General features: G+C 68.6%; 24 protein-coding genes. 10 read left to right on the top strand and 14 right to left on the bottom strand.

The window, feature by feature from the left end:
• Positions 1–108: 108 nt before the first annotated feature.
• The 5 genes from O6P37_RS01665 to O6P37_RS01645 all read left to right on the top strand — a co-directional run bounded on the left by O6P37_RS01665 (position 109) and on the right by O6P37_RS01645 (position 5,191).
• On the top strand, positions 109–936 hold the full coding sequence (locus O6P37_RS01665) for an acyl-ACP desaturase (protein ID WP_269892434.1): 828 nt from the start codon (positions 109–111) through the stop codon (positions 934–936).
• Positions 937–1,125: 189 nt separating this feature from the next.
• A complete protein-coding gene (locus O6P37_RS01660; RefSeq protein WP_269892433.1) occupies positions 1,126–2,439 on the top strand; it encodes a PhoH family protein in 1,314 nt (437 codons plus the stop codon).
• Positions 2,440–2,514: 75 nt separating this feature from the next.
• Positions 2,515–3,477: an oxygenase MpaB family protein gene (locus O6P37_RS01655; RefSeq protein ID WP_269892432.1), complete on the top strand. Its 963-nt coding sequence runs from the start codon at positions 2,515–2,517 to the stop codon at positions 3,475–3,477.
• A 13-nt stretch (positions 3,478–3,490) separates the two neighbouring features.
• Positions 3,491–4,078: a TetR/AcrR family transcriptional regulator gene (locus O6P37_RS01650; protein ID WP_269892431.1), complete on the top strand. Its 588-nt coding sequence runs from the start codon at positions 3,491–3,493 to the stop codon at positions 4,076–4,078.
• Between the two features lie 36 nt (positions 4,079–4,114).
• Positions 4,115–5,191: an NAD-dependent epimerase/dehydratase family protein gene (locus tag O6P37_RS01645; RefSeq protein WP_269892430.1), complete on the top strand. Its 1,077-nt coding sequence runs from the start codon at positions 4,115–4,117 to the stop codon at positions 5,189–5,191.
• 63 nt (positions 5,192–5,254) lie between these two features.
• Here O6P37_RS01645 and O6P37_RS01640 read toward each other — a convergent pair whose 3' ends face one another.
• Complete coding sequence (locus O6P37_RS01640) at positions 5,255–6,661, bottom strand: class II fumarate hydratase (RefSeq protein ID WP_269892429.1); 1,407 nt, start codon at positions 6,659–6,661, stop codon at positions 5,255–5,257.
• 32 nt (positions 6,662–6,693) lie between these two features.
• Entirely contained in the window at positions 6,694–7,722 is a 1,029-nt protein-coding gene (glpX, locus tag O6P37_RS01635) for a class II fructose-bisphosphatase (protein WP_269892428.1), read from the bottom strand.
• A gap of 54 nt (positions 7,723–7,776) precedes the next feature.
• Here glpX and O6P37_RS01630 point away from each other — a divergent pair, with 54 nt between their 5' ends.
• Positions 7,777–8,409, top strand: a complete 633-nt coding sequence (locus O6P37_RS01630; protein WP_269892427.1) for a DUF4245 domain-containing protein — start codon at positions 7,777–7,779, stop codon at positions 8,407–8,409.
• A 14-nt stretch (positions 8,410–8,423) separates the two neighbouring features.
• The gene (locus tag O6P37_RS01625) at positions 8,424–9,257 is read left to right on the top strand and encodes a dienelactone hydrolase family protein (RefSeq protein WP_269892426.1); all 834 of its coding nucleotides are present in this window, start codon (positions 8,424–8,426) and stop codon (positions 9,255–9,257) included.
• Here the strand turns inward: O6P37_RS01625 and O6P37_RS01620 are convergent.
• Genes O6P37_RS01620 through O6P37_RS01610 form a run of 3 tightly spaced genes read right to left on the bottom strand, consistent with a single transcriptional unit; the run spans position 9,254 to position 11,768 of the window.
• Positions 9,254–9,748: a TspO/MBR family protein gene (locus O6P37_RS01620; RefSeq protein WP_269892425.1), complete on the bottom strand. Its 495-nt coding sequence runs from the start codon at positions 9,746–9,748 to the stop codon at positions 9,254–9,256. The two genes, O6P37_RS01625 and O6P37_RS01620, sit on opposite strands and share 4 nt — an antisense overlap.
• Positions 9,749–9,759: 11 nt before the next feature.
• Positions 9,760–11,001, bottom strand: a complete 1,242-nt coding sequence (locus O6P37_RS01615) for an AI-2E family transporter (protein ID WP_269892424.1) — start codon at positions 10,999–11,001, stop codon at positions 9,760–9,762.
• A complete protein-coding gene (locus O6P37_RS01610) occupies positions 11,001–11,768 on the bottom strand; it encodes an SDR family NAD(P)-dependent oxidoreductase (protein WP_269892423.1) in 768 nt (255 codons plus the stop codon). Before O6P37_RS01610 ends, O6P37_RS01615 begins: the two co-directional genes overlap by 1 nt.
• 388 nt (positions 11,769–12,156) lie before the next feature.
• Between O6P37_RS01610 and O6P37_RS01605 the strand changes: the two genes are divergently transcribed.
• The gene (locus O6P37_RS01605; protein WP_269892422.1) at positions 12,157–12,426 is read left to right on the top strand and encodes a hypothetical protein; all 270 of its coding nucleotides are present in this window, start codon (positions 12,157–12,159) and stop codon (positions 12,424–12,426) included.
• Here O6P37_RS01605 and O6P37_RS01600 read toward each other — a convergent pair whose 3' ends face one another.
• The 7 genes from O6P37_RS01600 to O6P37_RS01570 form a co-directional block, all read right to left on the bottom strand.
• Entirely contained in the window at positions 12,427–13,305 is an 879-nt protein-coding gene (locus O6P37_RS01600) for a formylglycine-generating enzyme family protein (RefSeq protein ID WP_269892421.1), read from the bottom strand. It abuts the gene before it with no gap.
• Complete coding sequence (locus O6P37_RS01595) at positions 13,298–14,242, bottom strand: HAD family hydrolase (RefSeq protein WP_269892420.1); 945 nt, start codon at positions 14,240–14,242, stop codon at positions 13,298–13,300. Before O6P37_RS01595 ends, O6P37_RS01600 begins: the two co-directional genes overlap by 8 nt.
• The gene (locus tag O6P37_RS01590) at positions 14,242–15,795 is read right to left on the bottom strand and encodes an arylsulfatase (protein ID WP_269892419.1); all 1,554 of its coding nucleotides are present in this window, start codon (positions 15,793–15,795) and stop codon (positions 14,242–14,244) included. Before O6P37_RS01590 ends, O6P37_RS01595 begins: the two co-directional genes overlap by 1 nt.
• A gap of 207 nt (positions 15,796–16,002) precedes the next feature.
• Positions 16,003–17,088: a 3-beta-hydroxysteroid dehydrogenase gene (locus O6P37_RS01585; RefSeq protein WP_269892418.1), complete on the bottom strand. Its 1,086-nt coding sequence runs from the start codon at positions 17,086–17,088 to the stop codon at positions 16,003–16,005.
• Positions 17,089–17,149: 61 nt separating this feature from the next.
• Positions 17,150–17,362 carry an exodeoxyribonuclease VII small subunit gene (locus O6P37_RS01580; protein WP_264012761.1) on the bottom strand — a complete coding sequence of 71 codons (213 nt, stop codon included), beginning with the start codon at positions 17,360–17,362 and terminating at the stop codon, positions 17,150–17,152.
• Positions 17,363–17,364: 2 nt separating this feature from the next.
• The gene (gene xseA / locus O6P37_RS01575) at positions 17,365–18,585 is read right to left on the bottom strand and encodes an exodeoxyribonuclease VII large subunit (RefSeq protein ID WP_269892417.1); all 1,221 of its coding nucleotides are present in this window, start codon (positions 18,583–18,585) and stop codon (positions 17,365–17,367) included.
• Entirely contained in the window at positions 18,582–19,139 is a 558-nt protein-coding gene (locus O6P37_RS01570) for a lipid droplet-associated protein (RefSeq protein ID WP_269892416.1), read from the bottom strand. Before O6P37_RS01570 ends, xseA begins: the two co-directional genes overlap by 4 nt.
• A gap of 65 nt (positions 19,140–19,204) precedes the next feature.
• Between O6P37_RS01570 and O6P37_RS01565 the strand changes: the two genes are divergently transcribed.
• Entirely contained in the window at positions 19,205–20,206 is a 1,002-nt protein-coding gene (locus O6P37_RS01565) for a 4-hydroxy-3-methylbut-2-enyl diphosphate reductase (RefSeq protein WP_269892415.1), read from the top strand.
• 2 nt (positions 20,207–20,208) lie between these two features.
• Here O6P37_RS01565 and O6P37_RS01560 read toward each other — a convergent pair whose 3' ends face one another.
• Positions 20,209–21,327, bottom strand: a complete 1,119-nt coding sequence (locus O6P37_RS01560) for a DUF6542 domain-containing protein (protein ID WP_269892414.1) — start codon at positions 21,325–21,327, stop codon at positions 20,209–20,211.
• 84 nt (positions 21,328–21,411) lie between these two features.
• On the opposite strand from O6P37_RS01560, the gene ychF reads away from it, so the two are divergent.
• Positions 21,412–22,485, top strand: coding sequence for a redox-regulated ATPase YchF (gene ychF, locus O6P37_RS01555; protein ID WP_269892413.1), 1,074 nt, complete (start codon positions 21,412–21,414; stop codon positions 22,483–22,485).
• 39 nt (positions 22,486–22,524) lie between these two features.
• On the opposite strand, the gene O6P37_RS01550 is transcribed toward ychF, so the two are convergent.
• The gene (locus O6P37_RS01550; protein ID WP_269892412.1) at positions 22,525–23,127 is read right to left on the bottom strand and encodes a class I SAM-dependent DNA methyltransferase; all 603 of its coding nucleotides are present in this window, start codon (positions 23,125–23,127) and stop codon (positions 22,525–22,527) included.
• Positions 23,128–23,141 lie beyond the last annotated feature (14 nt).

Below are 23,141 nucleotides of genomic sequence, written 5' to 3'. Positions count from 1 at the left end.
GGTCGTGGGTGGCACGGACAGGGCGACGGTAGTGGCAGCGGATGACGCCCGGGTGACGCGCCGCACCCGATTTCGGGGAAGGTGTGAACTCGGGTTACAGTTACTTTCATGGCACAGATACCTGTCCCTAACGCGTTCCTGCTCGAGCTGGAGCCCGTGGTCAGCCAGGAGTTCCGTCGGCACATCGACACCGAGGACGTCTGGTACGGCCACGATTACGTGCCGTTCGACCAGGGCGAGAACTTCGCCTTCCTCGGCGGCCGCGACTGGGACCCGTCACAGGTCACGCTGCCCAAGCAGGTGACCGACGCGGTCGAGATCCTGCTCATCACCAAGGACAACCTCGCCGGATATCACCGCGAGATGGTGTTCAACTTCATTCTGCAGGACAAGTGGGGACGCTGGATCGGCCGCTGGACCGCCGAAGAGCACCTGCACGCCGTCGCGCTGCGCAACTACCTTGTGGTGACCCGCGAGGTGGACCCCACCGCGAACGAGGACGTGCGCGTCGAGCACGTGATGAAGGGCTACCGCGCCGAGGGCCACTCGCAGATCGAGACGCTGGTGTTCATGTCGCTCTTCGAGCGGGCGCACGCGGTGTTCACCCGCAACCTCGAGGCGCAGATCGACGAGCCGGTGCTCAAGGGCCTGATCGGCCGCATCGCCGCCGACGAGGAACGCCACGAGGAGTTCTTCTCGAACCTGGTCGCCTACTGCCTGGGGTCCATGCGCGACGAGACCATCCCCGCGATCGCGCGCATCGCCGGCGAGATGGACGTCGTCGGCGGTGACATCGACGCCTACCAGGACAAGGTGGCGCAGGTGGCCGAGGCGGGCATCTTCGACAAGGCGACCCTGCGCAAGGTCATCGCCGACCGCATCTCGGCGTGGGGTGTGGCCGACGAGCCGAGCCTCGCGCAGTTCACCCAGGCGTAACCCGGCGGGCACCCGACACGCGGCGCGCCGAAAGGCACGGATGCCGTTGCGGGAGTAGCGTCGCAGTCGATGGCTAGCGACATGCTCTGCTATCCGGGCGGTACCCGATGAGAGGGCCGGCCCCGGTCCTGGGACCGCAGTGTCCGCCGAGAGGTTCGTGCGGGGCCGCGCGGACTCGAGGAGCGCCACGTGACTGATTCCTCCACCCGGACCTACGTGCTCGACACGTCCGTTCTGCTGTCCGATCCGTGGGCGGCGACGCGATTCGCCGAGCATGAAGTGGTCGTCCCGCTGATCGTGATCAGCGAACTGGAGGCCAAACGCCATCACCACGAGCTGGGCTGGTTCGCCCGCCAGGCGCTGCGGATGTTCGACGACCTCCGGCTGGAACACGGACGCCTCGATCAGCCGATTCCGGTTGGGACACAGGGCGGCACGCTGCACATCGAGCTCAACCACAGTGATCCTGCGGTACTGCCCGCGGGCTTCCGCACCGACAGCAACGACTCGCGGATCCTGACCTGTGCGGCCAATCTCGCCGCCGAGGGCAAGCGGGTCACGTTGGTGACCAAGGACATTCCGCTGCGCGTGAAGGCGGGCGCGGTGGGCCTGGCGGCCGACGAGTATCACGCCCAGGACGTCGTCACCTCCGGCTGGACCGGGATGACCGAGCTCGACGTCACCGCCGAGGAGATCGACACGCTCTTCTCCGACGGCGAGATCGACGTGACCGCGGCACGAGATCTGCCGTGCCACACCGGTATCCGGCTGATCGGCGGCACTTCGAGCGCGCTCGGGCGAGTCAACGCGGCGAAGCGGGTCCAGCTGGTGCGCGGTGACCGCGAGGTGTTCGGGTTGCGTGGCCGCTCCGCCGAGCAGCGCGTAGCCCTCGACCTGCTGCTCGACGAGTCGGTGGGAATCGTCTCACTGGGCGGTAAGGCGGGCACCGGCAAGTCGGCGCTGGCACTGTGCGCGGGCCTGGAAGCGGTGCTGGAGAGGCGGACTCAGCGCAAGGTCGTGGTGTTCCGCCCGCTCTACGCCGTCGGCGGGCAGGATCTCGGCTACCTGCCGGGCAGTGAGAGCGAGAAGATGGGCCCGTGGGCGCAGGCCGTATTCGACACGCTCGAAGGCCTGGCCAGCCCCGCGGTGCTCGAGGAGGTGCTCTCGCGCGGCATGCTCGAGGTTCTGCCGCTGACCCACATCCGCGGGCGTTCGCTGCACGACTCGTTCGTGATCGTCGACGAGGCGCAGTCGCTGGAGCGCAACGTGCTGCTGACCGTGCTGTCCCGCCTCGGCGCCGGGTCGCGGGTGGTGCTCACCCACGACGTCGCCCAGCGCGACAACCTGCGCGTCGGCCGGCACGACGGCGTCGCCGCGGTGATCGAGAAGCTGAAGGGTCACCCGCTGTTCGCCCACATCACGCTGCTGCGCAGCGAGCGTTCGCCGATCGCGGCGCTGGTCACCGAGATGCTGGAGGAGTTCAGCCCCGGTGCCCTGCCGTGATGCGGTGAGCTCAAGGCCCTTGACACGTTGACACAGAAGTCTAGTCTTTGTGTCAACGGGTCGAGGGGAGTCGTCATGACCGAAGCAGTGGCAGCGCGCGTACACCACGCGGCGGAGGATGCGACGGTTCGGCCGTGGGTGATGCGGCAGTTCCGCAAGCACAGCGGCAGCGTGCTCACCGGCGTCTTCGGCGCGGCGGCCTTCGACGAAGTCGCGCTGGTGCCGGTCGCCGCAGCCGTCGACCGGACCGGCCGCTTCGAGAGCAACTTCGCCGATCGCGGTGTGCGCAGCGGTTTCTCGGCGCTTCTGGCGATCTGGGGCGATCCCGCCGACCGGGAAGCCGAGGGCGAGCGCCTCAAGACGATGCACCGCGAGGTGCGCGGCCGCGGCAAGGGCGAGTTCGCCGACACCCGCTACAGCGCACTCAACCCCGACCTGTGGAACTGGATCGCGGTCAGCGGCATCTTCATCACCCTGAACTCGTTCACCCCGGCCACCGGCATCGCGCTGAACCCGGCCGAATGCGAAGCCGCCTACCAGCAGCTCCTCGAGGCTTTCAGGTCGATCGAACTGCCCGGAAAGGCCGGCCGACTGCCAGCCACGCACGCCGACGCGGTGAGCTACTACGACCGGATGGTGGCGACCGAGCTCGCGGCCAACCCGTTCCTCGATCGCGTCGTTGACAACCTCACCCGGTTGCCGCTGCCGACGCTTCTCCTGCCGCCGCCACTTCGGGCCGGGCTGACGCCGCTGTGGGCTGCCGTCCGGCCGGTCGCCGGGCGCGTGATCAAAGTGTGCTCGTTCGGCATCATGCATCCCGGCGTCCGCGAGCTCACCGGCTTCGACTGGCAGTCCCGCCACGACGCCGAGTTCGCCGTGTACACCCGGGTGCTGCAACTGATCTGGCGCACGCTGCCGGACCGGCTGCTGCTGATCCCGCTGGCCTACAACCGGCTGCAGTACGAGAAGTTGGTCCGGCTGCACCGCTCGGTGTCCCTCGACTCGTTCGGGCCGCCGAGCGGATGCCCCGTCGGGTGACACACTGGTAGCGATGGCCCGTTCGCGCAGCACCGCCACGCCCTCCGAGCAGGAGGAGGCGATCCTCAAGGCCGCCGCGGAAGAGGTCGCGCTCGTCGGCATCGGCCGCGCCAGCATGGACGTCGTCGCCCGGCAGGCCGGTGTCAGCCGCAGCACGCTGTACCGGCGCTTCCCGAGCCGCGACTTGCTGATCACCGAACTCGGCAGGCGCACATTCGAGGCCGCGATGGTCCGGCTGCGCACGGTCGGCATCGACTCCGGGCCCAAAGACGTTGCGGTCGCAGCCTTCTGCGAGGGGTTGCGGCTGATGAGCACCGAACCCGTGATCCAGCGTTTTCTGCAACCCGACGCGGAGATGACGTCGGTGGCCGGCGTCTACGCCGAGGCCGTCACCTTCCTCACCAGCGCGTCCACCGCGATGGCCAAGGCGCTGCGCGCGTCGGGTGCCACGATGCCCGACGCCGACCTGCAGGCCGTCGCCGAACTGCACATCCGGCTGGCCTGCTCGCTGGCCCAGGTGCCGACGCCCGCCCTCGACATCCGCGACGACGACGCCGTGCGCTCCTACGCCCAGCGGTTCCTGGTACCCCTGGTCTGGTGAGGGGTTGAGCCGCGGCGCGACGGGTATGGCAGGACCATGGCTACACGTGTCGTGATCACCGGTGCCAGCGGCAACGTCGGCACTGCTCTGTTGACCGCCCTCGCCGAGGCCGGCGGCTACGACGTCACCGGCGTCGCTCGCAGGCGACCGCCCGATTCGGGCATCTACCGTTCGGCGAAGTGGCACCAGGTCGACCTCGCCGAGCGGGACGCCACGCTACGGCTGCAACCGATCGTCAAGGACGCCGACTGCGTGGTGCATCTGGCGTGGGGCTTCCAACCCACCCGCAACATCGAATACCTGGAGGCCCAGGGCGTCGGCGGCACCCGTGCGGTGCTGACCGCGGCGGACGCCGCCGGTGTCGGTCACCTGCTGCACATGTCGTCGGTCGGCACCTACGCGCCCGGCCGCTACGGCCAGTACGTCGACGAGTCGTGGTCAACCGCGGGCGTCCCGTCGTCGGCCTACAGCCGGCACAAGTCCGCCGCCGAGGCCCTGCTCGACGGGTACGAGAAGCACAATCCGGACGGCGTGACCATCACCCGGATGCGGCCCGGCTTCATCGTGCAGCGCGACGCCGCCGGCGGACTGCGCCGCTATTCCCTGCCGGCATTCATCGAGCCGAGCTGGCTGAGGTTCCTGCCCGTGCTACCGCTCGACCGTTCGCTGGTGGTGCCGATCGTGCACGCCTCGGATGTCGCCGCGGCGTATGTCGCTGCCATCGACCGCCGCGCCGCGGGCGCGTTCAACCTGGCGGCCGAGCCGCCGGTGCGCCGCGACGACGTCGCCGAGGCGCTGGGCGCCAAGCCGGTGCACGTCCCGTCGGGTCTGCTGCGCACCGCCGTCGCGCTGAGCTGGCGGGCGCGCCTGCAGCCGATCGACGAGGGCTGGCTAGACCTGTCGTTCACCGTGCCGCTGCTCGACACCACCCGCGCGCGAACCGAACTCGACTGGACGCCGCGCTACTCGTCGGCCGAGGCGATGGCCGACATGGGCGACGGCTTCCTCCACGGTGGGCAGACGGAGAGTCCGGTGCTTGAGTACCGGTCGATGCTGGCCAACCTGCGGCGCGACCTGACCCGCGGCCCGATCACCGACCGCCGCGTCCCCTAGTGATTTCGGCGCGGAAACGTTCGCTCAGTGAACGTGAGCGCGCCGAAATCGCGCTGGGTGGGCTCAGTCGCCGTCCTTGACCTTCGCCATCGCCAGCACGTCGAGGCGCCTGTCGAGCTCCTCGAGTGACAGCTTGTCGCCGATCAGGCCGCGGTCGATGACCGTCTGGCGGATCGTCTTCTTCTCCTTGAGCGCTTCCTTGGCGACCTTGGCCGCCTCCTCGTAGCCGATGGCGGAGTTCAGCGGCGTCACGATCGACGGCGACGACTCGGCCTGCTCGCGGATGTGGTCCTCGTTGGCAACCAGGCCGTCAACGCACCGCTCGGCAAACAGCCGCGACACGTTGGTCAGCAGCTTGAACGACTCCAGCAGGTTGCGGGCCATCATCGGGATGTAGACGTTGAGCTCGAACGCGCCGGACAACCCGCCGACGGCGATGGCCGCGTCGTTGCCGATGACCTGCGCGGCGACCTGCGTGACCGCCTCGGGCAGAACGGGATTGACCTTTCCGGGCATGATCGAGCTGCCCGGCTGCAGGTCGGGCAGCTGGATCTCGCCGAGCCCCGTCAGCGGACCGGAGCCCATCCAGCGGATGTCGTTGGCGATCTTGGTCAGCGACACCGCGATGGTCTTCAACGCGCCGGACGCCTCGACCAGCCCATCGCGGGCGGCCTGCGCCTCGAAAGAGTCCTTGGCCGTGGTCAATTCGGCCACGCCGGTCTGGTCCACCAGCACCTCGACGACCTTGGGGCCGAAGCCGTCGGGGGCATTGAGGCCGGTGCCGACGGCGGTGCCGCCGATCGCCAGTTCGCCGAGACGGGGCAGCGTCGCCTTCACCCGTTCGATGCCGGCCTCGATCTGGCGGGCGTAGCCGCCGAACTCCTGGCCGAGCGTCACCGGCACCGCGTCCATCAGGTGCGTGCGGCCGGACTTGACCGCCGTGCGCCACTGCCGCGCCTTGCCGGCCAGCGACTCGTGCAGCACCTCGAGTGCCGGGATCAGATGCCGCACAGCGGCTTCGGTCGCCGCGATGTGCGTGGCAGTCGGAAAGGTGTCGTTCGACGACTGCGACATGTTGACGTGGTCGTTCGGGTGCACCGTGACGCCGTTCTGCGCGGCGATGCTCGCGATCACCTCGTTGGTGTTCATGTTGGAGCTGGTGCCCGACCCGGTCTGGAAAACATCGATCGGGAACTGGTCGTCATGGCGGCCGTCGGCGATCTCAGCGGCGGCGGCGATGATCGCGTCGGCCTTCTCCGGGTCGAGCAGCCCGAGATCCTTGTTCACCTGCGCGCAGGCGCCCTTGAGCAGTCCCAACGCCCGGATCTGGGTGCGCTCCAGGCCGCGGCCCGAGATCGGGAAGTTCTCCACGGCGCGCTGGGTCTGCGCACGCCAGAGCGCGTCGATCGGCACCCGGACTTCGCCCATGGTGTCGTGCTCGATGCGGTACTCGACGTCTTTGTCGGCCATTGTGTGATGTGTCCCTTGGGTTGTCGGAGTTCTTACGGCAGGGGATAGGCGGCGTTGCTGTCACCGGTGAAGTCGACAGCGGAGTACTCGTTGAGCTTGGACAGCCGGTGATAGGCCTCGATCATGCGGACGGTGCCGGACTTGCTGCGCATCACGATCGACTGAGTGGTGCAGCCGCCGCCGGAATACCGCACACCCTGCAGCAGGTCCCCATCGGTGACGCCGGTGGCGCAGAAGAACACGTTCTCCCCGGACACCAGGTCCTCGGTCTTCAGGACGCGGTCGACGTCGTGACCGGCGTCGATGGCCTTCTGCCGTTCCGCGTCGTCCGTCGGCGCCAGCTGGGCGTGGATGGCGCCGCCCATACAGCGGATCGCCGCCGCGGTGATGATGCCCTCGGGCGTACCGCCGATGCCTGCGAGCATGTCGGTGCCGGAGCCGGGCCGGCACGCCGAGATCGCGCCCGCGACGTCGCCGTCGGAGATCAGCCGGATGCGTGCCCCGGCGGCCCGGACGTCGGCGATCAGCTGTTCGTGCCGCGGCCGGTCCAGGATGCACACCGTGACGTCGCGCACCGACAGTCCCTTGACCTTGGCGACCGAGCGCACGTTCTCGCCGATCGGCGCGGTGATGTCGATGGCGTCGACGGCGTCGGGCCCGACGGCGATCTTGTTCATGTAGAAGACGGCCGACGGGTCGAACATCGCGCCGCGCTCGGCCACCGCGAGCACCGAGATCGCGTTCGGCATGCCCTTGCTCATCAGCGTGGTGCCGTCGACGGGGTCGACGGCGAAGTCACAGTCCGGGCCGTCGCCGTTGCCGACCTCCTCGCCGTTGTAGAGCATCGGCGCGTTGTCCTTCTCGCCCTCGCCGATGACGACGACGCCACGCATGGACACCGAGTTGACCAGCTCGCGCATCGCGTCGACGGCCGCGCCGTCGCCGCCTTCCTTGTCGCCGCGGCCCACCCAGCGGCCCGCCGCCATGGCGCCGGCCTCGGTGACGCGGACGAGTTCGAGGGCGAGGTTGCGGTCGGGGGCCTCTCGGCGGCGATCAGGCATGCGGTGATTGTCCCAGAAGGGGATGCACCGGTGGGAGCTGGGATACTGGCAGCTATGACGCAGCCGCAGCCCGCTCCCAAGGAGCCGAAGTCACGGCTGCTCCACGACGGCCGGGACATGTTCTGGTCGATAGGTCCGCTGGTGCTGGCGTGCGTCGTGCTGGCCGGTGTGCTGGGCATGTGCTCGTTCGCGCCCGCCGGGCCGGGAGAGGGCCGGGTACCGAATTTCGACGCGCCCGCCGCGCTGCGCGCCGATGCCGACGCGCTGCGCATCCCGGTGCGCGTGCCGGTGTTGCCTGAGGGCTGGCGGGCCAATTCCGGTGGCCGCGAGGGCATCGACGGCGGCCGCACCGATCCCGCGACCGGGCAGGCCGTGCGCGCCGTGGCGACGAGGGTCGGCTATCTGGCGCCCACCGGCATGTACCTGAGCCTGACGCAGAGCAACGCCGACGAGGACGCGCTGGTCGGCTCGATCAATCCGGATGCCTACCCGAGGGGCACCCAGGACGTGGCAGGCCGGTCGTGGGTGGTCTACGAAGGCGGCGAGGACGCGGAGCCGGTGTGGACCACCAGGCTTGACGGCCCGGGCGGCCCGGCTCAGATCGCGATCACCGGCGCCGGTGGTACAGACGAGTACCGTACGCTGGCGCAGGCGACGCAGAGTCAGCGGCCGCTGACCGTCCCCTAGCCCCAGGAGCAGCGATGACCGCGCCGGAATCGAATATCCCCGCCGGAGCGGCTCCGGAAGCAGACCTGACCGGATGGAGCTGCGAGCCGTTCACCGCGGCGGGCTACACCCACGACGTGTACCGCAGGGGCGAGGGCCCCGGTGTGGTGCTCATCCCCGAGATGCCCGGCCTGCACCCGGGCGTGCTCGCGCTCGGCAACCACCTCGTCGACAGCGGCTTCACCGTCGCCGCGCCGTCGCTGTTCGGCACGCCGGGGAAGCCGGCACTCGGTCCCGGCGCGGTGCCCGTACTGCTGAAGGGCTGTGTGTCCAAGGAGTTCGCGGCGTTCGCGACCAACGCCGACCGGCCGGTGGCGCACTACCTGCGCGCGCTGGCTCGTGACCTCAACGGCCGCACCCCCGGACCCGGTGTCGGCGTGATCGGGCAGTGCTTCACCGGCGGCTTCGCACTCGCCGCCGCCGTCGACGACAGCGTGCTGGCCCCGGTGCTCAGCCAGCCCTCGGTGCCGCTGGCGCTCACCGGCAGGCACAAGCGCGACCCGGGGCTCTCGGAGCGCGAACTGCGGATCGTCAAACAGCGCGCCGACGAGGACGGGCTGTGCGCGCTGGCGCTGCGGTTCAGCAAGGACCCGCTGGCGCCCGGTGAGCGGTTCCGCACACTCAAGGACCGGCTCGGCGACGCGTTCGAGGTGATCGAGATCGACGCGGGGAAGGGCAACGAGCACGGCTTCGGCGTGATGTCGCATTCGGTTTTGACCCGCGAGGTCCGCGAGGTCGACGGGCATCCGGCCTACGAGGCGCGCAAGCGGGTGGTGGAGTTCCTCACCCGGCGTCTGAAGTCGGGCTAGTTGTTCAGCTGCCAGACGGCGAAATTCAGAGCAAGCGCGAACGTCGACCACAGCAGGTAGGGCACCAGCAGCGCGCCTGCGATCACCGAGCGCCGCCAGAACAGCGCGACGGTCGCGACGAGGACGACCAGCAGCACGGTGAGTTCGGCGAACGCGACCCCGCGCCAGCCCAACCCGAAGAACAGCGGCGTCCACGCCGCGTTCAGCACGAGCTGGACGGCGTACAGCGTCAGCGCGCGGCGGGTCTGCTCGGACGGCCCGGTGCGCCAGACCAGCCAGGCGGCCAGCGCCATCAGGCCGTAGAGCACCGTCCACACCGGACCGAACACCCACGACGGCGGCGCCCACGAGGGCTGCTCCAACCGTGCATAGTCCTGCGCCGAGGTGGCTGAGGCCAGCCCGCCGATCACCGACGCGGCGACCACGGCCAGCACCGAGATCGCCAAGGCGAGTGCCGCTCTGCTCCGGGGTGCGGCGGTGTTGGTGACCATGTGCAGGCAGACTACGCGCGCGGTTCGGCGGGCCGGACCGGCTCGGGTGCGGGACCGTCGGCGCCGTCGTCCGAGTCGTGTTCCGGCTCGGCGGCGGGCGCCTGCCTGCGCGCGCGGGTGAGGAGCTTGCGCAGCCTGCCCGGCTTCTTCTCCTCGCCCTCCTCGTCGAACTGGTCCAGCGGCACGCCCTTGTACACCGCGAGGTAGACGGTGACGGTGGTGACGACGACGATCATCACCACCGGGCCGATCACGATGCCCCAGAAGCCCCACATGGCGATGCCGGCGAACACGGCCAGCAGCATCAGTGCGGAGTCCAGCCGGGCCTGCCGCGGGACGAGGATCGGCCGCAGCACGTTGTCGATGTTCGTCACCACCAGCAGGTGGAACGCGATGACGAAGATGCCGCCGAACACGTTGCCGAACAACATCATTCCGATGCCGACCGGGATGCTGAGGATGCCGCCGCCCAGCGGGATCACCGACAGCGCGGTCAGCAGGATGGCGAAGATGAAGAACCCCTGGTGGAAACCGGCGATGTAGATCGACACGGCGCCGGCGAAGCCCTGGGCCAGCGCGATCACGAACTGGCCGAAGACGGTGCCGCGCACCATCGCGCCCATCTTTTCCAGGTAGAGGTCGGTGATCTCCTCGCCGAGCGGGTTCAACTTGCGGATCAGCATCGCGACCTTGTCGCGGTTGGTCAGCAGCGAGATGAACACGTAGAGGAAGAGCACGGCCGCGGTGACGCCGCCGACCAGGCCGCCGACGGCGCCCTGCAGGATGCCGAGCAGGTACTCGCCGGCGTGCTGGGCGACCGTGGCGGTGCGTTCCTGCAGCAGGTCGGGCGTCACCCGGAAGTCGTCGAGGAACGGAACCTTCGCCAGCGTCTCGTTGACCACGGCGATCGCCCTGGTGCCTAGGGCGCCGAGGTCGGTTCTGGCCATCCACGCCGACACGCTGGTCACCATGCTGGTGATCTGGACGACCGCGAAGAACACCAGCCCGCTCACCGGGACGATGATCGCGCCGATCACCGCCAGCAGCGTCAGGGTCGCCGACAGGCCCGTGCCGAACCGCCGCCTGCACCGCTCGTAGAGCGGGTTGAACAGGTACGCGACGACGGCCGCGACCACGACGAGGATGAAGAAGGTGCGCAGGAAGTAGGCGGCGAACGCCAGCGCGAGCACCGTTGCGACCGCCAGCGCCCGCTTCTGCGAGTCGGTGAACTCGGGACTGCCGGTGGTCGCCATCAGTGCGCCTCGGCGAGTCTCATGACATGGCCGAACACGTCGGGGTAGCGCTTGAGGTGCGCTCCGCCGTTGAGGTCGAGGACCTCCCCGGTCAGCCAGGACGCCTGCGGCGAGCACAGGAAGACCACGGCCGCCGCGATGTCCTCGGGCGTGCCTGCCCGTCCCAGCGCGGTGTTCTCGATGTACTCCTCGACGACACCGGGGATCGACGCGGCGGGCTGCGTCAGCGGGGTGTGCACGAATCCCGGTGCGACGGCGTTGACGCGGATGCCCCGCGGGCCCAGCTCCAGCGCGGCGACCTGGGTGAGCATCGACAGCCCGGCCTTGGCCGCGCAGTACGCGCTCATCGCGGCGGCCGGCTGCCTGCCGTTGAGCGACGAGATCGACACGAGCGCGCCGCCTTCGGTCAGCCGCCGGCCTGCGTGCTTGGCGACGATGAAGGCGCCGGTGAGGCAGACGTCGATCACCGACCGCCACTGCTCCACCGGCATGTCGACGATCAGCCCGACGTTGCTGAACCCGGCGCAGTTCACCACGACGTCGACCGCGCCGAGATCGTCGAACAGCCGCTGCACCGACCCCTCGTCGGTGACGTCGACGGTCGCCGCGGTGTGCGGCTCGCCCAGCTCACCGGCCCGCCCGCGCGCGCCGTCGGCGTTCAGGTCAGCGACCACCACCCGGCAGCCGTCGGCGGCCAGCGCCCGTGAGGTCGCCCATCCGATGCCGGAGGCGCCGCCGATGACGACTGCGGTGCGGTGCTCACTCACGAGGTGCTCCTGTCCGGGCCTGCACGGCCCCACTGACCAGCGCTGCAGCCGAGATCAGCCTGCCCGCAGAACTGGAACGTGTTGCAACACTAGCGAACGCGGCGACGGTCGGGGAGTGCTGCGATGGATGGCCGATCGCCGCTGGCCGGTGTTAGCCACTGCGCGGACGGCAGCCGCCGCGTACGGACATCTGTGGTGGCAGGGGCCATGGCGGCGGCGTAGGCGGAGTTTGCTCGAATTGTGCGAACGTAATTGTCCTGTTATTGGTCGGCCCGCGCGAAAAGGGAAATCACCGCTTTGGTATTTGCGTGGAATCATTACCGCCTGCGTCTCACGTCAATTTCTGTGATGTACTTCGAGGTGGTCGGGGCACTATTGGGAGGTTGTGATGACTGCGAACATCGACGAGGCGGCCAGCGGTAACGGCTCTTCCGACATTGCCGTCGATGCCCGTGTCGTGGTGCATCCCGGAACTGATCATGAAATGCACGGCGTGGTCGTCGAGGATTTTGCTGATCTCGCGGGAATGGCGGTCGACGTCGCGGAGAACAGGATCGTGGAGGCGGCGCGCAGGTGGGCGGTCAGCCTCGATGACGGCGGCCTGGTGTTCGTCGACAGCGACAGTCTTGTCGCTGAGACCGCAGAGACCCAGGAATAGTCAGCGCCTGACGCAGCGGAAGCCGATGTGGCTCATGCCGGTGTCCACCGGTTGTGGCCGCCGCGCGGCAGGCCGGTATCTGCTGCAGTAGCTGTCCGCACACAGGAACGAACCGCCCTTGACCACCTTGCGGGGCACGGCGAACTGTGGTTGTGCGGGGTCGTAGGAGTCCTCGGCGCAGCAGGGCGTCGTGGTCCGGTCGCTGACGTACCAGTCGGCGGTCCACTCCCACACGTTGCCCGCCATGTCGAACAGGCCGTAACCGTTCGGCGGGAAGCTGCCCACCGGCTTGGTTGTCCCATAACCGGTTTCGGGTAGATACGGGAACTCGCCGTGCCAGTAGTTGGCCAGCCGCCGGTCGCGGCCCTCGGGTTCGTCGCCCCAGGTGTAGGCGGCGCCGGCCAGTCCGCCGCGTGCCGCGGTCTCCCACTCGGGTTCTGTCGGCAGCGCCATGTCCGCCCACTGCGCGTAGGCCGCGGCGTCCTCGAAGGCCATGTGCACCACCGGATGCTGCTCACGGCCCTTCAGCGACGACCTCGGCCCGCGGGGATGCTTCCAGCAGGCGCCTGGGGTCCACGTCCACCACTGGTTGAGGTGCCGCAGGTCCACCGGGCCTGCCGTCCTGGTGAACACCATCGACCCCGGCTGCAGGTTCTGCGGCGGCGCACCCGGGAAGTCGGCGGGGTCGAGAGGCCGCTCGGCGACGGTGAGATACCCGGTGGCATCCACGAATTCGGCGAACCGGGCGTTGGTGACCTGGTGCGCCTCGATCCAGAAGCCGTCGACGTCGGCTTCGCGCGCGGGCGCCTCGTCGGGGTAGTGGTCGTCCGAGCCGAGCACCACCCGCTGCGCCGGGATCCGGATCAGGTCGTCAGTCACAGGCCTCGGTGACGACGCCGCTTCCCGCGCCGGTGCCGAACACGCCGGCCCAGTCGTCGCGCATGCTGATCACCGTCCAGCCGTAGGCCGCCGCGTGCTCCAGGGCACGCTCAGCGCCTGCGGTGTAGGCGAATTCGCGTTCGGCGTCGTCGTGGTTGACCAGCAGCCGCAGCCCACGGGTGTACTGCAGCATCTCGTCGTCGCCGTTGGAGTTGCCTGCGGCTAGGATCGGCCGCCGTCCGATCCGGCTCCAGATCCGGACGGGCTTCTCCGGCCCGTCGTCGAAGATGTCGAGCACCGGCTCGATCAGCAGGTCGCCCTCGCCGTCGGCGCCCACGAAGCGCAGGCCCTGCGCACTGCCCACCACCCTGTCGGGCGGGATGCCGTAGATCGCCGACGTGACCGGCCGCATGAAGTCGCGGCCGCCACCGGAGACGATGTAACAGGTGAACCCGTTCGATTCGAGGTAGCGCAGCAGCTCGACCATCGGCGCGTAGGTGCACTCGAGATACGGCCTGTCGAGGGTGGGATGGCGGGCGTCGGCGAAGAAGGCCGAGACCAGGGCGGCATGGTCCTGCACCGACATCGTGGCGTGCAGCGCCATCACCGCGCCGGCAAGGGTTTTCAGGTCGGTGTCGTCACCCTGGTAGTGCTTGGTGATCGCGCCGCCGAACCACGCCAGGTCACCCGACACGGCCGCCTGATACGGCTGCTGTGTCGCCAGCGAGTCGTCGGCCGCCGCCTTCTCCGTGAGCCTGCGCACGATGAAGTCGAGCTGGATGTACATCGGCTTCTCGCACCACAGGGTGCCGTCGTTGTCGAAGACGGCGATCCGCTCCTCCGGCTCGGTGTAGTCCGGCGTGCCCTTGGTCGCGACGGCGTCGACGAACGCGATGATCGCCGATTTGGTCGGCCCGTCGTTCCAGTGGTTGAGCATCAGCCGCCCCGGCTGGCCAAGAACTTCTCCAGTTCCTCGACCGCATTGGTGATGGTGAAGGACGCCGGATCCTGACGCGGCGGGAACTCCTTGAACGTCTCCAGGAATTGGTTGACGATCGCCGAGGCGTAGAACATCAGGTAGACACGGTCGATCATCCAGTCCCAGTAGGTGTTGGACGTGACGTCCGCATGTTCGAACGGGTCCGTGCGGAGATTGAACAGCTTGGGCGCACGCAGCCTGGTGAACGGTTCGAACCAGACCTGAAGTGTGCCGGGGCACCTCTGCTCCTGGAACACGATCTTCCAGTTGTCGGCCCGGATGCCGAGCACGTCGCAGTCGTCGGAGAAGTAGATCATTCCACGCCGCGGGCTCTTGTCGACTTCACCGGTCAGGTACGGCAGCAGGTTGAACCCGTCGATGTGCACTTTGTATTCGGTCTTGCCGTCGGCCCCCGCCTTGTGGCCGGCCTTCAACTTGTCGACGATATCGGGGTCGCCCGCTGCTGCCAGGAAGGTGGGCAGCCAGTCGTGATGCTGGACGATCTCATTGGACACGCTGCGCGGCTTGATCTTTCCGGTCCACCGGATCATCTCCGGGATGCGGAAGGCGCCCTCCCAGTTGGTGGCCTTCTCGCTGCGGAACGGCGTGGTGGCGCCGTCGGGCCAGCTGTTGGCGTGCGGGCCGTTGTCGGTGGAGTAGATGACGATGGTGTCCTCGGCGATGCCGAGTTCGTCGACCAGATCCAGCAGCGTTCCGACATGGCGGTCGTGGTCGATCATCGTGTCGTGGTACGGCGATTGCCAGCGCCCGGCCTGACCGCGGCTCTCCGGCTTGGTGTGCGTCCGGAAGTGCATGTGAGTCATGTTCATCCACACGAAGAACGGTGTCTCGGCTTCATGCTGGCGTTTGATGAAATCAACACAGGCCGAGGTGGTTTCGTCATCGACGGTCTCCATCCGCAGCTTCGTCAGTGGCCCGGTGTCCTCGATACGCTGCTTGCCTACCGGGCCGTACCGCTCGTCGACTTCATCGGATTCCTCGTCGGTGGCCCAGGAGTGGATGACTCCCCGGGGCAGCAGTGCCCTGCGCAGCAAGGGCGCTTCCTCGGCGGTGGGGTAGTCCTCGTGCTCGGGTTCTTCTTCGGCATTCAGGTGGTACAGATTGCCGAAGAATTCGTCGAAGCCGTGCACTGTTGGCAGGTACTTGTTCAGGTCGCCCAGGTGATTCTTCCCGAACTGCCCCGTCGCGTAGCCCAGCGGCTTCAGCAGTTCGGCGATCGTCGGGTCCTCCTTCTGCAGGCCGATGTCCATGCCCGGCATACCGACCTTGCTCATCCCGGTGCGGTAGACGCTCTGCCCGGTGATGAACGACGACCGTCCAGCGGTGCAGCTCTGCTCGCCGTAGGAGTCGGTGAAAAGCATTCCCTCGTCGGCGATCCGGTCGATGTTGGGCGTGAAGTAGCCCATCATGCCGCGGCTGTAGCAGCTCAGGTTCGAGATGCCGATGTCGTCGCCCCAGATGACAAGGATGTTGGGCTTGCTGTTCGGCACGGCGGCTCCCTCGTTATTGACGGTCGCCTCGACTCTAGGGCGCTTCGCACGCGAAAGGGTCGACTTGCGGATGGACGAATGTGAATTCTCGTCGGAGCGCATTGGCGGCGCTCCACGGGTCACCGTCAGCTGCCACGCCGCCGTTTGGGCGGCAACAATTGTTGCAGGGAGAACGTGTTTGAAGGATGTGCGCCGCGAGGCAGGTGATCAGGCCCTTGCGGGCACCGATTGTGCCGACTTGAGCTCGTTGTAGAGGTCGACGTAGTACGGCAGGCACTCCTGGAGCGCCTCCTCGGTGGTGAACAGCGGCCGGTATCCGAGGTCGCGCTCGGCCTTGGCGATGGAGAAATAGTTGTCGAGGTAGAGCCGCTCCACGCCGAGCGGTTCCAGCGGCGGCTTGGCGATGCCGAGGCGGAAGTGCAGCCGCTGCCAGATCGTCATCGCCAGCCACACCAGCCGGCCGGGCACCCGTACCTTGGGCCACTTCTCGCCGCAGGCCTGCACCACCGGGCGGGCGAACTCGAACATGTTGATCGGCTCGCCGTCGTTGATGAAGTAGGCCTGCCCGGGCGCGGTGCCACCGGGCACCAGGTGCTGGCCGGCCAGGATGAAGCCGTGAACCAAGTTGTGCACATAGGAGTTGTCGAGCTTGACCTGCTTGCTGCCGATGAGCACCTTGACGTGGCCGGCGAGCACCCCCTCGAAGACCTTGCGGAACATCGTCTTGTCGCCGCGGCCCCAGATGCCGCTGGGCCGGATCGAGCAGGTGAGCATCCCGTCGACCCCGTTCTGGGACAACACGAACCGCTCGGCGGCCACCTTGGTCTCGGTGTACAGGTCGTTGAACCGCGCGGTGTAGGGCAGCGTCTCCTCGCCGTTGGCGATCGGCCGGCCGCTCATCACCACGCTGTTGGACGCCGTGTACACGAACCGCTCGACGCCGGCCGCGCGCGCGGCACGCACCAGGTTCTCGGTGCCGCCGACGTTGACGGCGAAACTGCGCTGCCGGTACTCCTCGGTGACCGACGCCCCGCCCATCAGGTCGATGATCGCGGCGGTGTGGATGACGGTGTCGATCCCGGCGACGGCGGCCGCGACGGTGTCCTCGTCGCAGATGTCGCCCTCGACCGTCTCCAGGCCGGGACGGCCGGCCAGCGGCGACGGCACCCGGTCGAAGGAGCGGACCTGATGGCCCCGGTCGAGCAGTTCGGTCACCAGATTGCAGCCCACGAACCCGGAGCCGCCGGTCACCAGCACCCGGCCCAGTTCAGTCGTCAACGATGCATCGCCCATGCGGCGACTATAACTGAAACGTGTTCTAGTTTGAAGCGCGTCGGCGAGAAATCCGTGCGGATCAGGCGTCCTCGGCATCCCGGGCGGCCAGCGCGTCGGCCACCCGCTTGCGTGCGCCGGCCAGGTGCTCTTCGCAGCATTTAGCCAGCTCCTCGCCCCTTTCCCACAGCTTGAGCGATGCGTCGAGGTCCAGTCCGCCCTGCTCGAGGCGTTGCACCACGTCGATCAGTTCGTCGCGGGCCTCTTCGTACCCCATCTGACTAATGGGCTTCATATTCAGGCTCCTTCGGGTCCTTCGCTGACCGCCGTCACCGCGCCGTCGGCCACCCGCACCCGAATCCGTGTGCCAGCCGGCGCGTCGGCGACCGAGTGCAGCACCCGGCCGCCGGTCTGCACCACCGCGTAGCCGCGGGCCAGGGTGGCCGCCGGCCCGAGCGTCTTGAGCCGGGCGGACAGGTGGCCGGTGCGGTCGGTCTCGGCCGTGATCAGCCGTCCGATGTCGCGGCGCGCGGCGGTCAGCGCCCGGTGGATCTCCTCGGAGCGGGCGTCGAGCGCCTGCAGCGGCTGGGCCAGCACGGGCCGACTGCGCAGCTGCGCGAGCAGGTGGTGCTCCCGGTTCACCCAGTTGCGCAGTGCACCGGCACTGCGCTGCCGCAGTTCGGCGACCAGGGCCTGTTCGGCGGCGGCGTCGGGCACGATGCGCTTGGCCGCATCGGTCGGCGTCGCCGCCCGCAGGTCGGCGACCAGGTCGCACAACGGGTTGTCCGGTTCGTGGCCGATGGCGCTGACGACCGGCGTCGTGCACGCCGCGATCTCCCGGCACAGCGTTTCGTCGTAGAACGGCAGCAGGTCCTCCACGCTGCCGCCGCCACGGGCGATGACGATCACGTCGACGGCGGGATCGGCGTCCAGTTCGCGCAGCGCCTCGACCACCTGCGGCACGGTGTTCGGTCCCTGTACGGCGGTGTTGCGGATCGCGAATCGCACCGCGGGCCAGCGCTCGGTGGCGACGGCGATCACGTCGCGCTCGGCATGGCTGGCCCGGCCGGTGATGAGGCCGACGGTGCCGGGCAGGAACGGGATCGGCCGCTTCAGCCGCGCATCGAACAGGCCTTCGGCCGCGAGCAGTTCGCGCAGCCGGGCGATGCGGGCGAGCAGTTCGCCGAGCCCGACGGCGCGGATCTCGCTGATGCGCAGGCTGAACGAGCCGTTGCGGGTGTAGAACTGCGGCTTGCCGAGCACGATCACCTGCGTGCCCTCCGACAGCGGCACCGGGGCGTTGGCCACCAGGTCGCGCGGACAGCTCACCGACAGCGACATGTCTGCCGCCGGGTCACGCAGGACCATCCAGGCCGTCGATTGGCGCAGCTTCAGCTCGGTGAGCTGACCCTCGATCCAGACCATGCCGAGCCGGTCGATGTACTTGGCCACCCGGGTGGCGACGGCGCGGACCGGCCAGGGGTTCTCCGCCGACTGACCCGGCTCGGACGTGGTCACTTCGCGCTGGCGCGGGTGATCCTGTTGGCCAGCAGCGTCTGGAACGGGGCGCGCGCCTTCGTGTCGCCCTCGTAGTCGAGCAGCGCCTCGAGGTCGGCGATCCGCAGCGAGGGCAGCCGTGCGCGCAGCTGGGCGAGCGTCAGCGACTCGTAATCCAGCTCGGTGACGATGTCGGGCGTGTCCGTCTTGGTCTTCTGGGCGGCGGGCTTCTCGGGGGCAGGCGACTCCGGCTCACCGGTGCTGTAGAGGGCGAAGCGGCCCTCGGTGCGGCGCTCGCCGTCGTCACCGGAATCGCCGGGCCCGTCGTCGGCGTCCTCGTCGAACGTCGCCCATTCCGGCTGCTCATCCTTGGGCGGGAAGATCGATTCGAGTGTCTCGTCGCCCTTGATCACCAGAGCCGCGACGTCCTGCTGCGCCTTCATCACGAGATGCGCGACCTGGCTGACGATCGTCATCGGATACATCAGGATGGTCTGCGGCAGCTTTCGGGTTTCCTCGATGGCGGTCACGGCTGCGCCGACCAGCAGACGGACCCCATAGGGTGCGGTAGCCATGGGCACCAGCGTACGGCGGCCTCGCCAACTGGTCCGATACCCCTGCGGGTAAGTACCCTGGAGCCATGCCGTCGACAATCAACATGGGGATTCCGGGTGCTTCCAGCTCGGTCACTGGCGGCGTCGCCGGCAAGCGGGTCCTGCTCGCCGAGCCCCGGGGCTACTGCGCCGGGGTGGACCGGGCCGTCGAGACCGTCGAGCGTGCGCTCGAGAAGCACGGCGCGCCTGTCTACGTGCGGCACGAGATCGTGCACAACCGCTACGTGGTGGACACGCTGGCCAAGGCCGGCGCCGTCTTCGTCGAGCAGACCGACGAGGTGCCCGAGGGTTCCATCGTCGTGTTCTCCGCCCATGGTGTCGCGCCAACCGTGCACGTGGAGGCCGCGGCCAGGAACCTCAAGACGATCGACGCCACCTGCCCGCTGGTCACCAAGGTGCACAACGAGGCCAAGCGCTTCGCCCGCGACGACTACGACATCCTGCTCGTCGGCCACGAGGGCCACGAGGAGGTCGTCGGCACCGCCGGTGAGGCGCCCGACCACGTGCAGGTCGTCGACAATCCCGACGCGGTCGACAAGGTCACCGTTCGCGACCCGAACAAGGTCATCTGGCTGTCCCAGACCACGCTGAGCGTGGACGAGACGATGGAGACGGTGCGGCGGCTGCGGGAGAAGTTCCCGACGCTGCAGGACCCGCCCAGCGACGACATCTGCTACGCCACCCAGAACCGGCAGGTCGCGGTCAAGGCGATGGCGCCCGAATGCGATCTCGTGATCGTCGTCGGCTCCACGAACTCGTCGAACTCGGTGCGGCTGGTCGAGGTCGCGCTGCTCGCAGGCGCGGCGGCGTCACACCTCGTCGACTTCGCCGACGACATCGACCCGGCCTGGCTGGAGGGTGTCACCACCGTCGGCGTGACGTCGGGGGCGTCGGTGCCCGAGATCCTGGTGCGCGGCGTGCTGGACAGGCTGGCCGAGCACGGGTTCGACACCGTGCAGCCGGTCACCACCGCCAACGAGACGCTCGTGTTCGCGCTGCCGCGCGAGATCCGCCCGTCGCGCAGCTGAGCTCAGCGCTCCGAGTCGTAGTCGTCCCAGCTGTGCCGCCGTCGCGGACGGGTGCGGTATTCGGTGAAGCGGTCGCTGTCGTCGGCGCCGCGGTAGCGCACCCGTGACACCGGGTGGTGCGTCGAACTGCCGTTGGAGCCGTTGGTCCGGTGCGGTTCGAGGGGCTCGTAGTCGTCGTAATCGCTGTAGCGGCGGCGGCGCTCGGGTCGCTCGTAGCCGTCGTACGCCGACCGTCGCTCGGCGGGTGGCTCCCTGCGCGGCTCGCGGGCCGACTGGCTGCGCGGCCTGCGGCGCGGTTCGGCGGCCGGCGGCTCGGCCGACCTCGCGCTCCTGGAACGGCGCGGACGCTCGGTGACCGGTTCGGCGATCTCGGTCTCCGGCGGACGCGTGTGCCGCGACCGCGACGGTGTGGCCTTTCTCACCGGCTTGCGCGCGCCGCGAGCCTCGCGAGCCTCCAGCGCGGCCTCACCGGCGGCCGTGCGGGCGGACCGCCGGGGCCGCTCGGAGGCGCGTTTGCGTGGCGGTTCCTCGTCCTCGGCGTCGTCCTCGGTGGCGTCGGCACCGGTGAGGGCGGACACCTTGGCGGTGACGGTCGACAGCAGCCCGCCGGCGGCGCTGCGCTTAGGCGCGTTCGTGTCCTTGGCGGCCTTCGTGTCCTTGGCCTCTGCGGCCGGAGCACCTCGCCGTGCCGACATGCCGAGATACCACCGGCCCATGCCGATGAGCAGCACGGTGGCGGCGGTGAAGAACATCAGCGGGAACCGCTCGATCAGCGGATAACCGCAGTTGATGGCCAGATCCTTGAGCCCGCTGAGCTGCCCGCCGTGGAACAGGAAGTAGGCGCCGGGAACGCTCGCGAACAGGATCAGCGGCGGCTGGATGACCGCGGTGAAGATCGAGTTCTGCCGGACCGCGAGCACCGCGAGCAGGCACCCGAGGACGTAGCAGGCGGAGAACACGGCGCTGAGCTGACGGTCGCCGGATCCGGCGTCGAACGCGAAGCCCACGGCGGTGAACGTGCCCGCCAATAGCACGGCACCCCACCACGGCACACCCGGGAAATTGGGATGCACAGAGCGGTGGTCGGCCGACACCGCCGGCCGGGCGCGCTGTCCTGACACAGGTAGACCGTACCGGCTCCGCAGCGTGCTGCGCTGCCAGCGCGCGCGGGTGCGCGCGCCGTCCTCTGGCAGACTGTGATCCCTGTGGGACTCAACCTCGGAATCGTCGGACTCCCGAACGTCGGAAAGTCGACCCTGTTCAATGCGCTGACGCGCAACAACGTGCTGGCGGCGAACTACCCGTTCGCGACCATCGAACCCAACGAGGGTGTGGTCGCGCTCCCGGATCCTCGGCTCGACGAGCTGGCGAAAATGTTCCACTCCGACAAGATTGTGCACGCGCCGGTGACGTTCGTCGACATCGCCGGCATCGTGAAGGGCGCGTCGGAGGGCGCGGGTCTCGGCAACAAGTTCCTGGCCAACATCCGCGAATGCGATGCGATCTGCCAGGTGGTGCGGGTGTTCACCGACGACGACGTCACGCACGTCGACGGCCGGATCGATCCGCGGTCCGACATCGAGGTGATCGAGACCGAACTCATGCTCGCCGACATGCAGACCCTCGAGCGGGCGCTGCCGCGGCTGGAGAAGGAGGCCCGCACCCACAAGGACCGCAGGCCCGTGCACGAGGCCGCGCTCGCCGCGCAGGAGGTGCTCAACGACGGCCGGACGCTCTTCGGCGCGAGCTTCGACGCGACGCTGCTGCGCGAGCTGAACCTGTTGACCACCAAGCCGTTCCTGTATGTCTTCAACGCCGACGAGGGAGTGCTGACCGACGACGCGCGGGTGGCCGAGCTGCGCGAGCTGGTCGCGCCCGCCGACGCGGTGTTCCTCGACGCCAAGATCGAAGCCGAATTGCAGGAACTCGACGAGGAGTCGGCGGCCGAGCTGTTGGAGTCGATCGGGCAGACCGAACGCGGCCTCGACGCGCTGGCCCGTGTCGGGTTCCACACGCTGAAGCTGCAGACCTTCCTGACGGCCGGGCCCAAGGAGTCGCGGGCATGGACGATCCACCAGGGCGACACCGCGCCGAAGGCCGCAGGCGTCATCCACACCGACTTCGAGAAGGGCTTCATCAAGGCCGAGATCGTGTCCTACGACGACCTGGTGGAGGCCGGCTCCATGGCGGCGGCCAAGTCGGCGGGCAAGGTGCGCATGGAAGGCAAGGACTACGTGATGGCCGACGGCGACGTGGTGGAGTTCCGCTTCAACGTGTAGGGATTCCGTTCGATGTGACCGAAGGGCTCGCTGATCACGCTATTTCGCGTACACGGCAAGGGCGGCATGTGGCCGCGCACGATCTGTGCCCGCTCGCCGCATGCGTTCTGTCTCGACGAATCCGGCTGCGGAGAGCAGCCGTGACAACTGGTCGACGGGCCAGCGGTGGGCCGTGGTCACCTTGTGGTCGAACGGTTCAAGTTCGTCGCCATCGAAGAACCCCACCACCAGAATCCCGCCCTGCTTCATCGCCCTACGGAACTCGGCGAGTACCGCGGCGAGTGCGGTGGGCTCACAGTGAATCAGCGAGTACCAGGCCAGAATTCCGCCAAGCGAGCCGTCCGGGACGTCGAGGGCTCGCATCGAGCCGACTGCGAATTCCACGCCCGGCCACTGCGAGCGGGCACTGTCGATGAAGGCAGGCACCAGGTCGACGCCCCTCGTCGTCAGGCCGAGCTCGGTCAGGTAAGCGGTGAGGTGGCCGGGCCCGCAGCCGACGTCGAGAATTGTGCCGTCGCTTCGACCGAGGTGCCGGCGGAGGAACTGCAGGTCCTCGGGATCGACGTGCTCGACGGCGCCGAACATGTCGATGTAGGTGTCAGCGATTTCGGTGTAGCTGCGTCTGATGTCGGCGTCGACCACAGGGCAGACTCTAG

This window comes from Mycobacterium hippophais, assembly GCF_027529605.1.
Lineage (GTDB): Bacteria > Actinomycetota > Actinomycetes > Mycobacteriales > Mycobacteriaceae > Mycobacterium > Mycobacterium arseniciresistens.
This window is presented reverse-complemented; position numbering and strand designations above follow the sequence as displayed.

Excerpts from the sequence above, each read along its gene's own strand:
- O6P37_RS01655 (WP_269892432.1), top strand. The coding sequence starts at position 2,515 with ATGACCGAAGCAGTGGCAGCGCGCGTACACCACGCGGCGGAGGATGCG.
- O6P37_RS01650 (WP_269892431.1), top strand. The coding sequence starts at position 3,491 with ATGGCCCGTTCGCGCAGCACCGCCACGCCCTCCGAGCAGGAGGAGGCG.
- O6P37_RS01665 (WP_269892434.1), top strand. The coding sequence starts at position 109 with ATGGCACAGATACCTGTCCCTAACGCGTTCCTGCTCGAGCTGGAGCCC.
- O6P37_RS01630 (WP_269892427.1), top strand. The coding sequence starts at position 7,777 with ATGACGCAGCCGCAGCCCGCTCCCAAGGAGCCGAAGTCACGGCTGCTC.
- O6P37_RS01640 (WP_269892429.1), bottom strand. The coding sequence starts at position 6,661 with ATGGCCGACAAAGACGTCGAGTACCGCATCGAGCACGACACCATGGGC.
- O6P37_RS01620 (WP_269892425.1), bottom strand. The coding sequence starts at position 9,748 with ATGGTCACCAACACCGCCGCACCCCGGAGCAGAGCGGCACTCGCCTTG.
- O6P37_RS01565 (WP_269892415.1), top strand. The coding sequence starts at position 19,205 with ATGCCGTCGACAATCAACATGGGGATTCCGGGTGCTTCCAGCTCGGTC.
- O6P37_RS01570 (WP_269892416.1), bottom strand. The coding sequence starts at position 19,139 with ATGGCTACCGCACCCTATGGGGTCCGTCTGCTGGTCGGCGCAGCCGTG.
- O6P37_RS01605 (WP_269892422.1), top strand. The coding sequence starts at position 12,157 with ATGACTGCGAACATCGACGAGGCGGCCAGCGGTAACGGCTCTTCCGAC.
- O6P37_RS01625 (WP_269892426.1), top strand. The coding sequence starts at position 8,424 with ATGACCGCGCCGGAATCGAATATCCCCGCCGGAGCGGCTCCGGAAGCA.
- O6P37_RS01645 (WP_269892430.1), top strand. The coding sequence starts at position 4,115 with ATGGCTACACGTGTCGTGATCACCGGTGCCAGCGGCAACGTCGGCACT.
- O6P37_RS01595 (WP_269892420.1), bottom strand. The coding sequence starts at position 14,242 with ATGCTCAACCACTGGAACGACGGGCCGACCAAATCGGCGATCATCGCG.
- glpX (WP_269892428.1), bottom strand. The coding sequence starts at position 7,722 with ATGCCTGATCGCCGCCGAGAGGCCCCCGACCGCAACCTCGCCCTCGAA.
- O6P37_RS01585 (WP_269892418.1), bottom strand. The coding sequence starts at position 17,088 with ATGGGCGATGCATCGTTGACGACTGAACTGGGCCGGGTGCTGGTGACC.
- O6P37_RS01580 (WP_264012761.1), bottom strand. The coding sequence starts at position 17,362 with ATGAAGCCCATTAGTCAGATGGGGTACGAAGAGGCCCGCGACGAACTG.
- O6P37_RS01615 (WP_269892424.1), bottom strand. The coding sequence starts at position 11,001 with ATGGCGACCACCGGCAGTCCCGAGTTCACCGACTCGCAGAAGCGGGCG.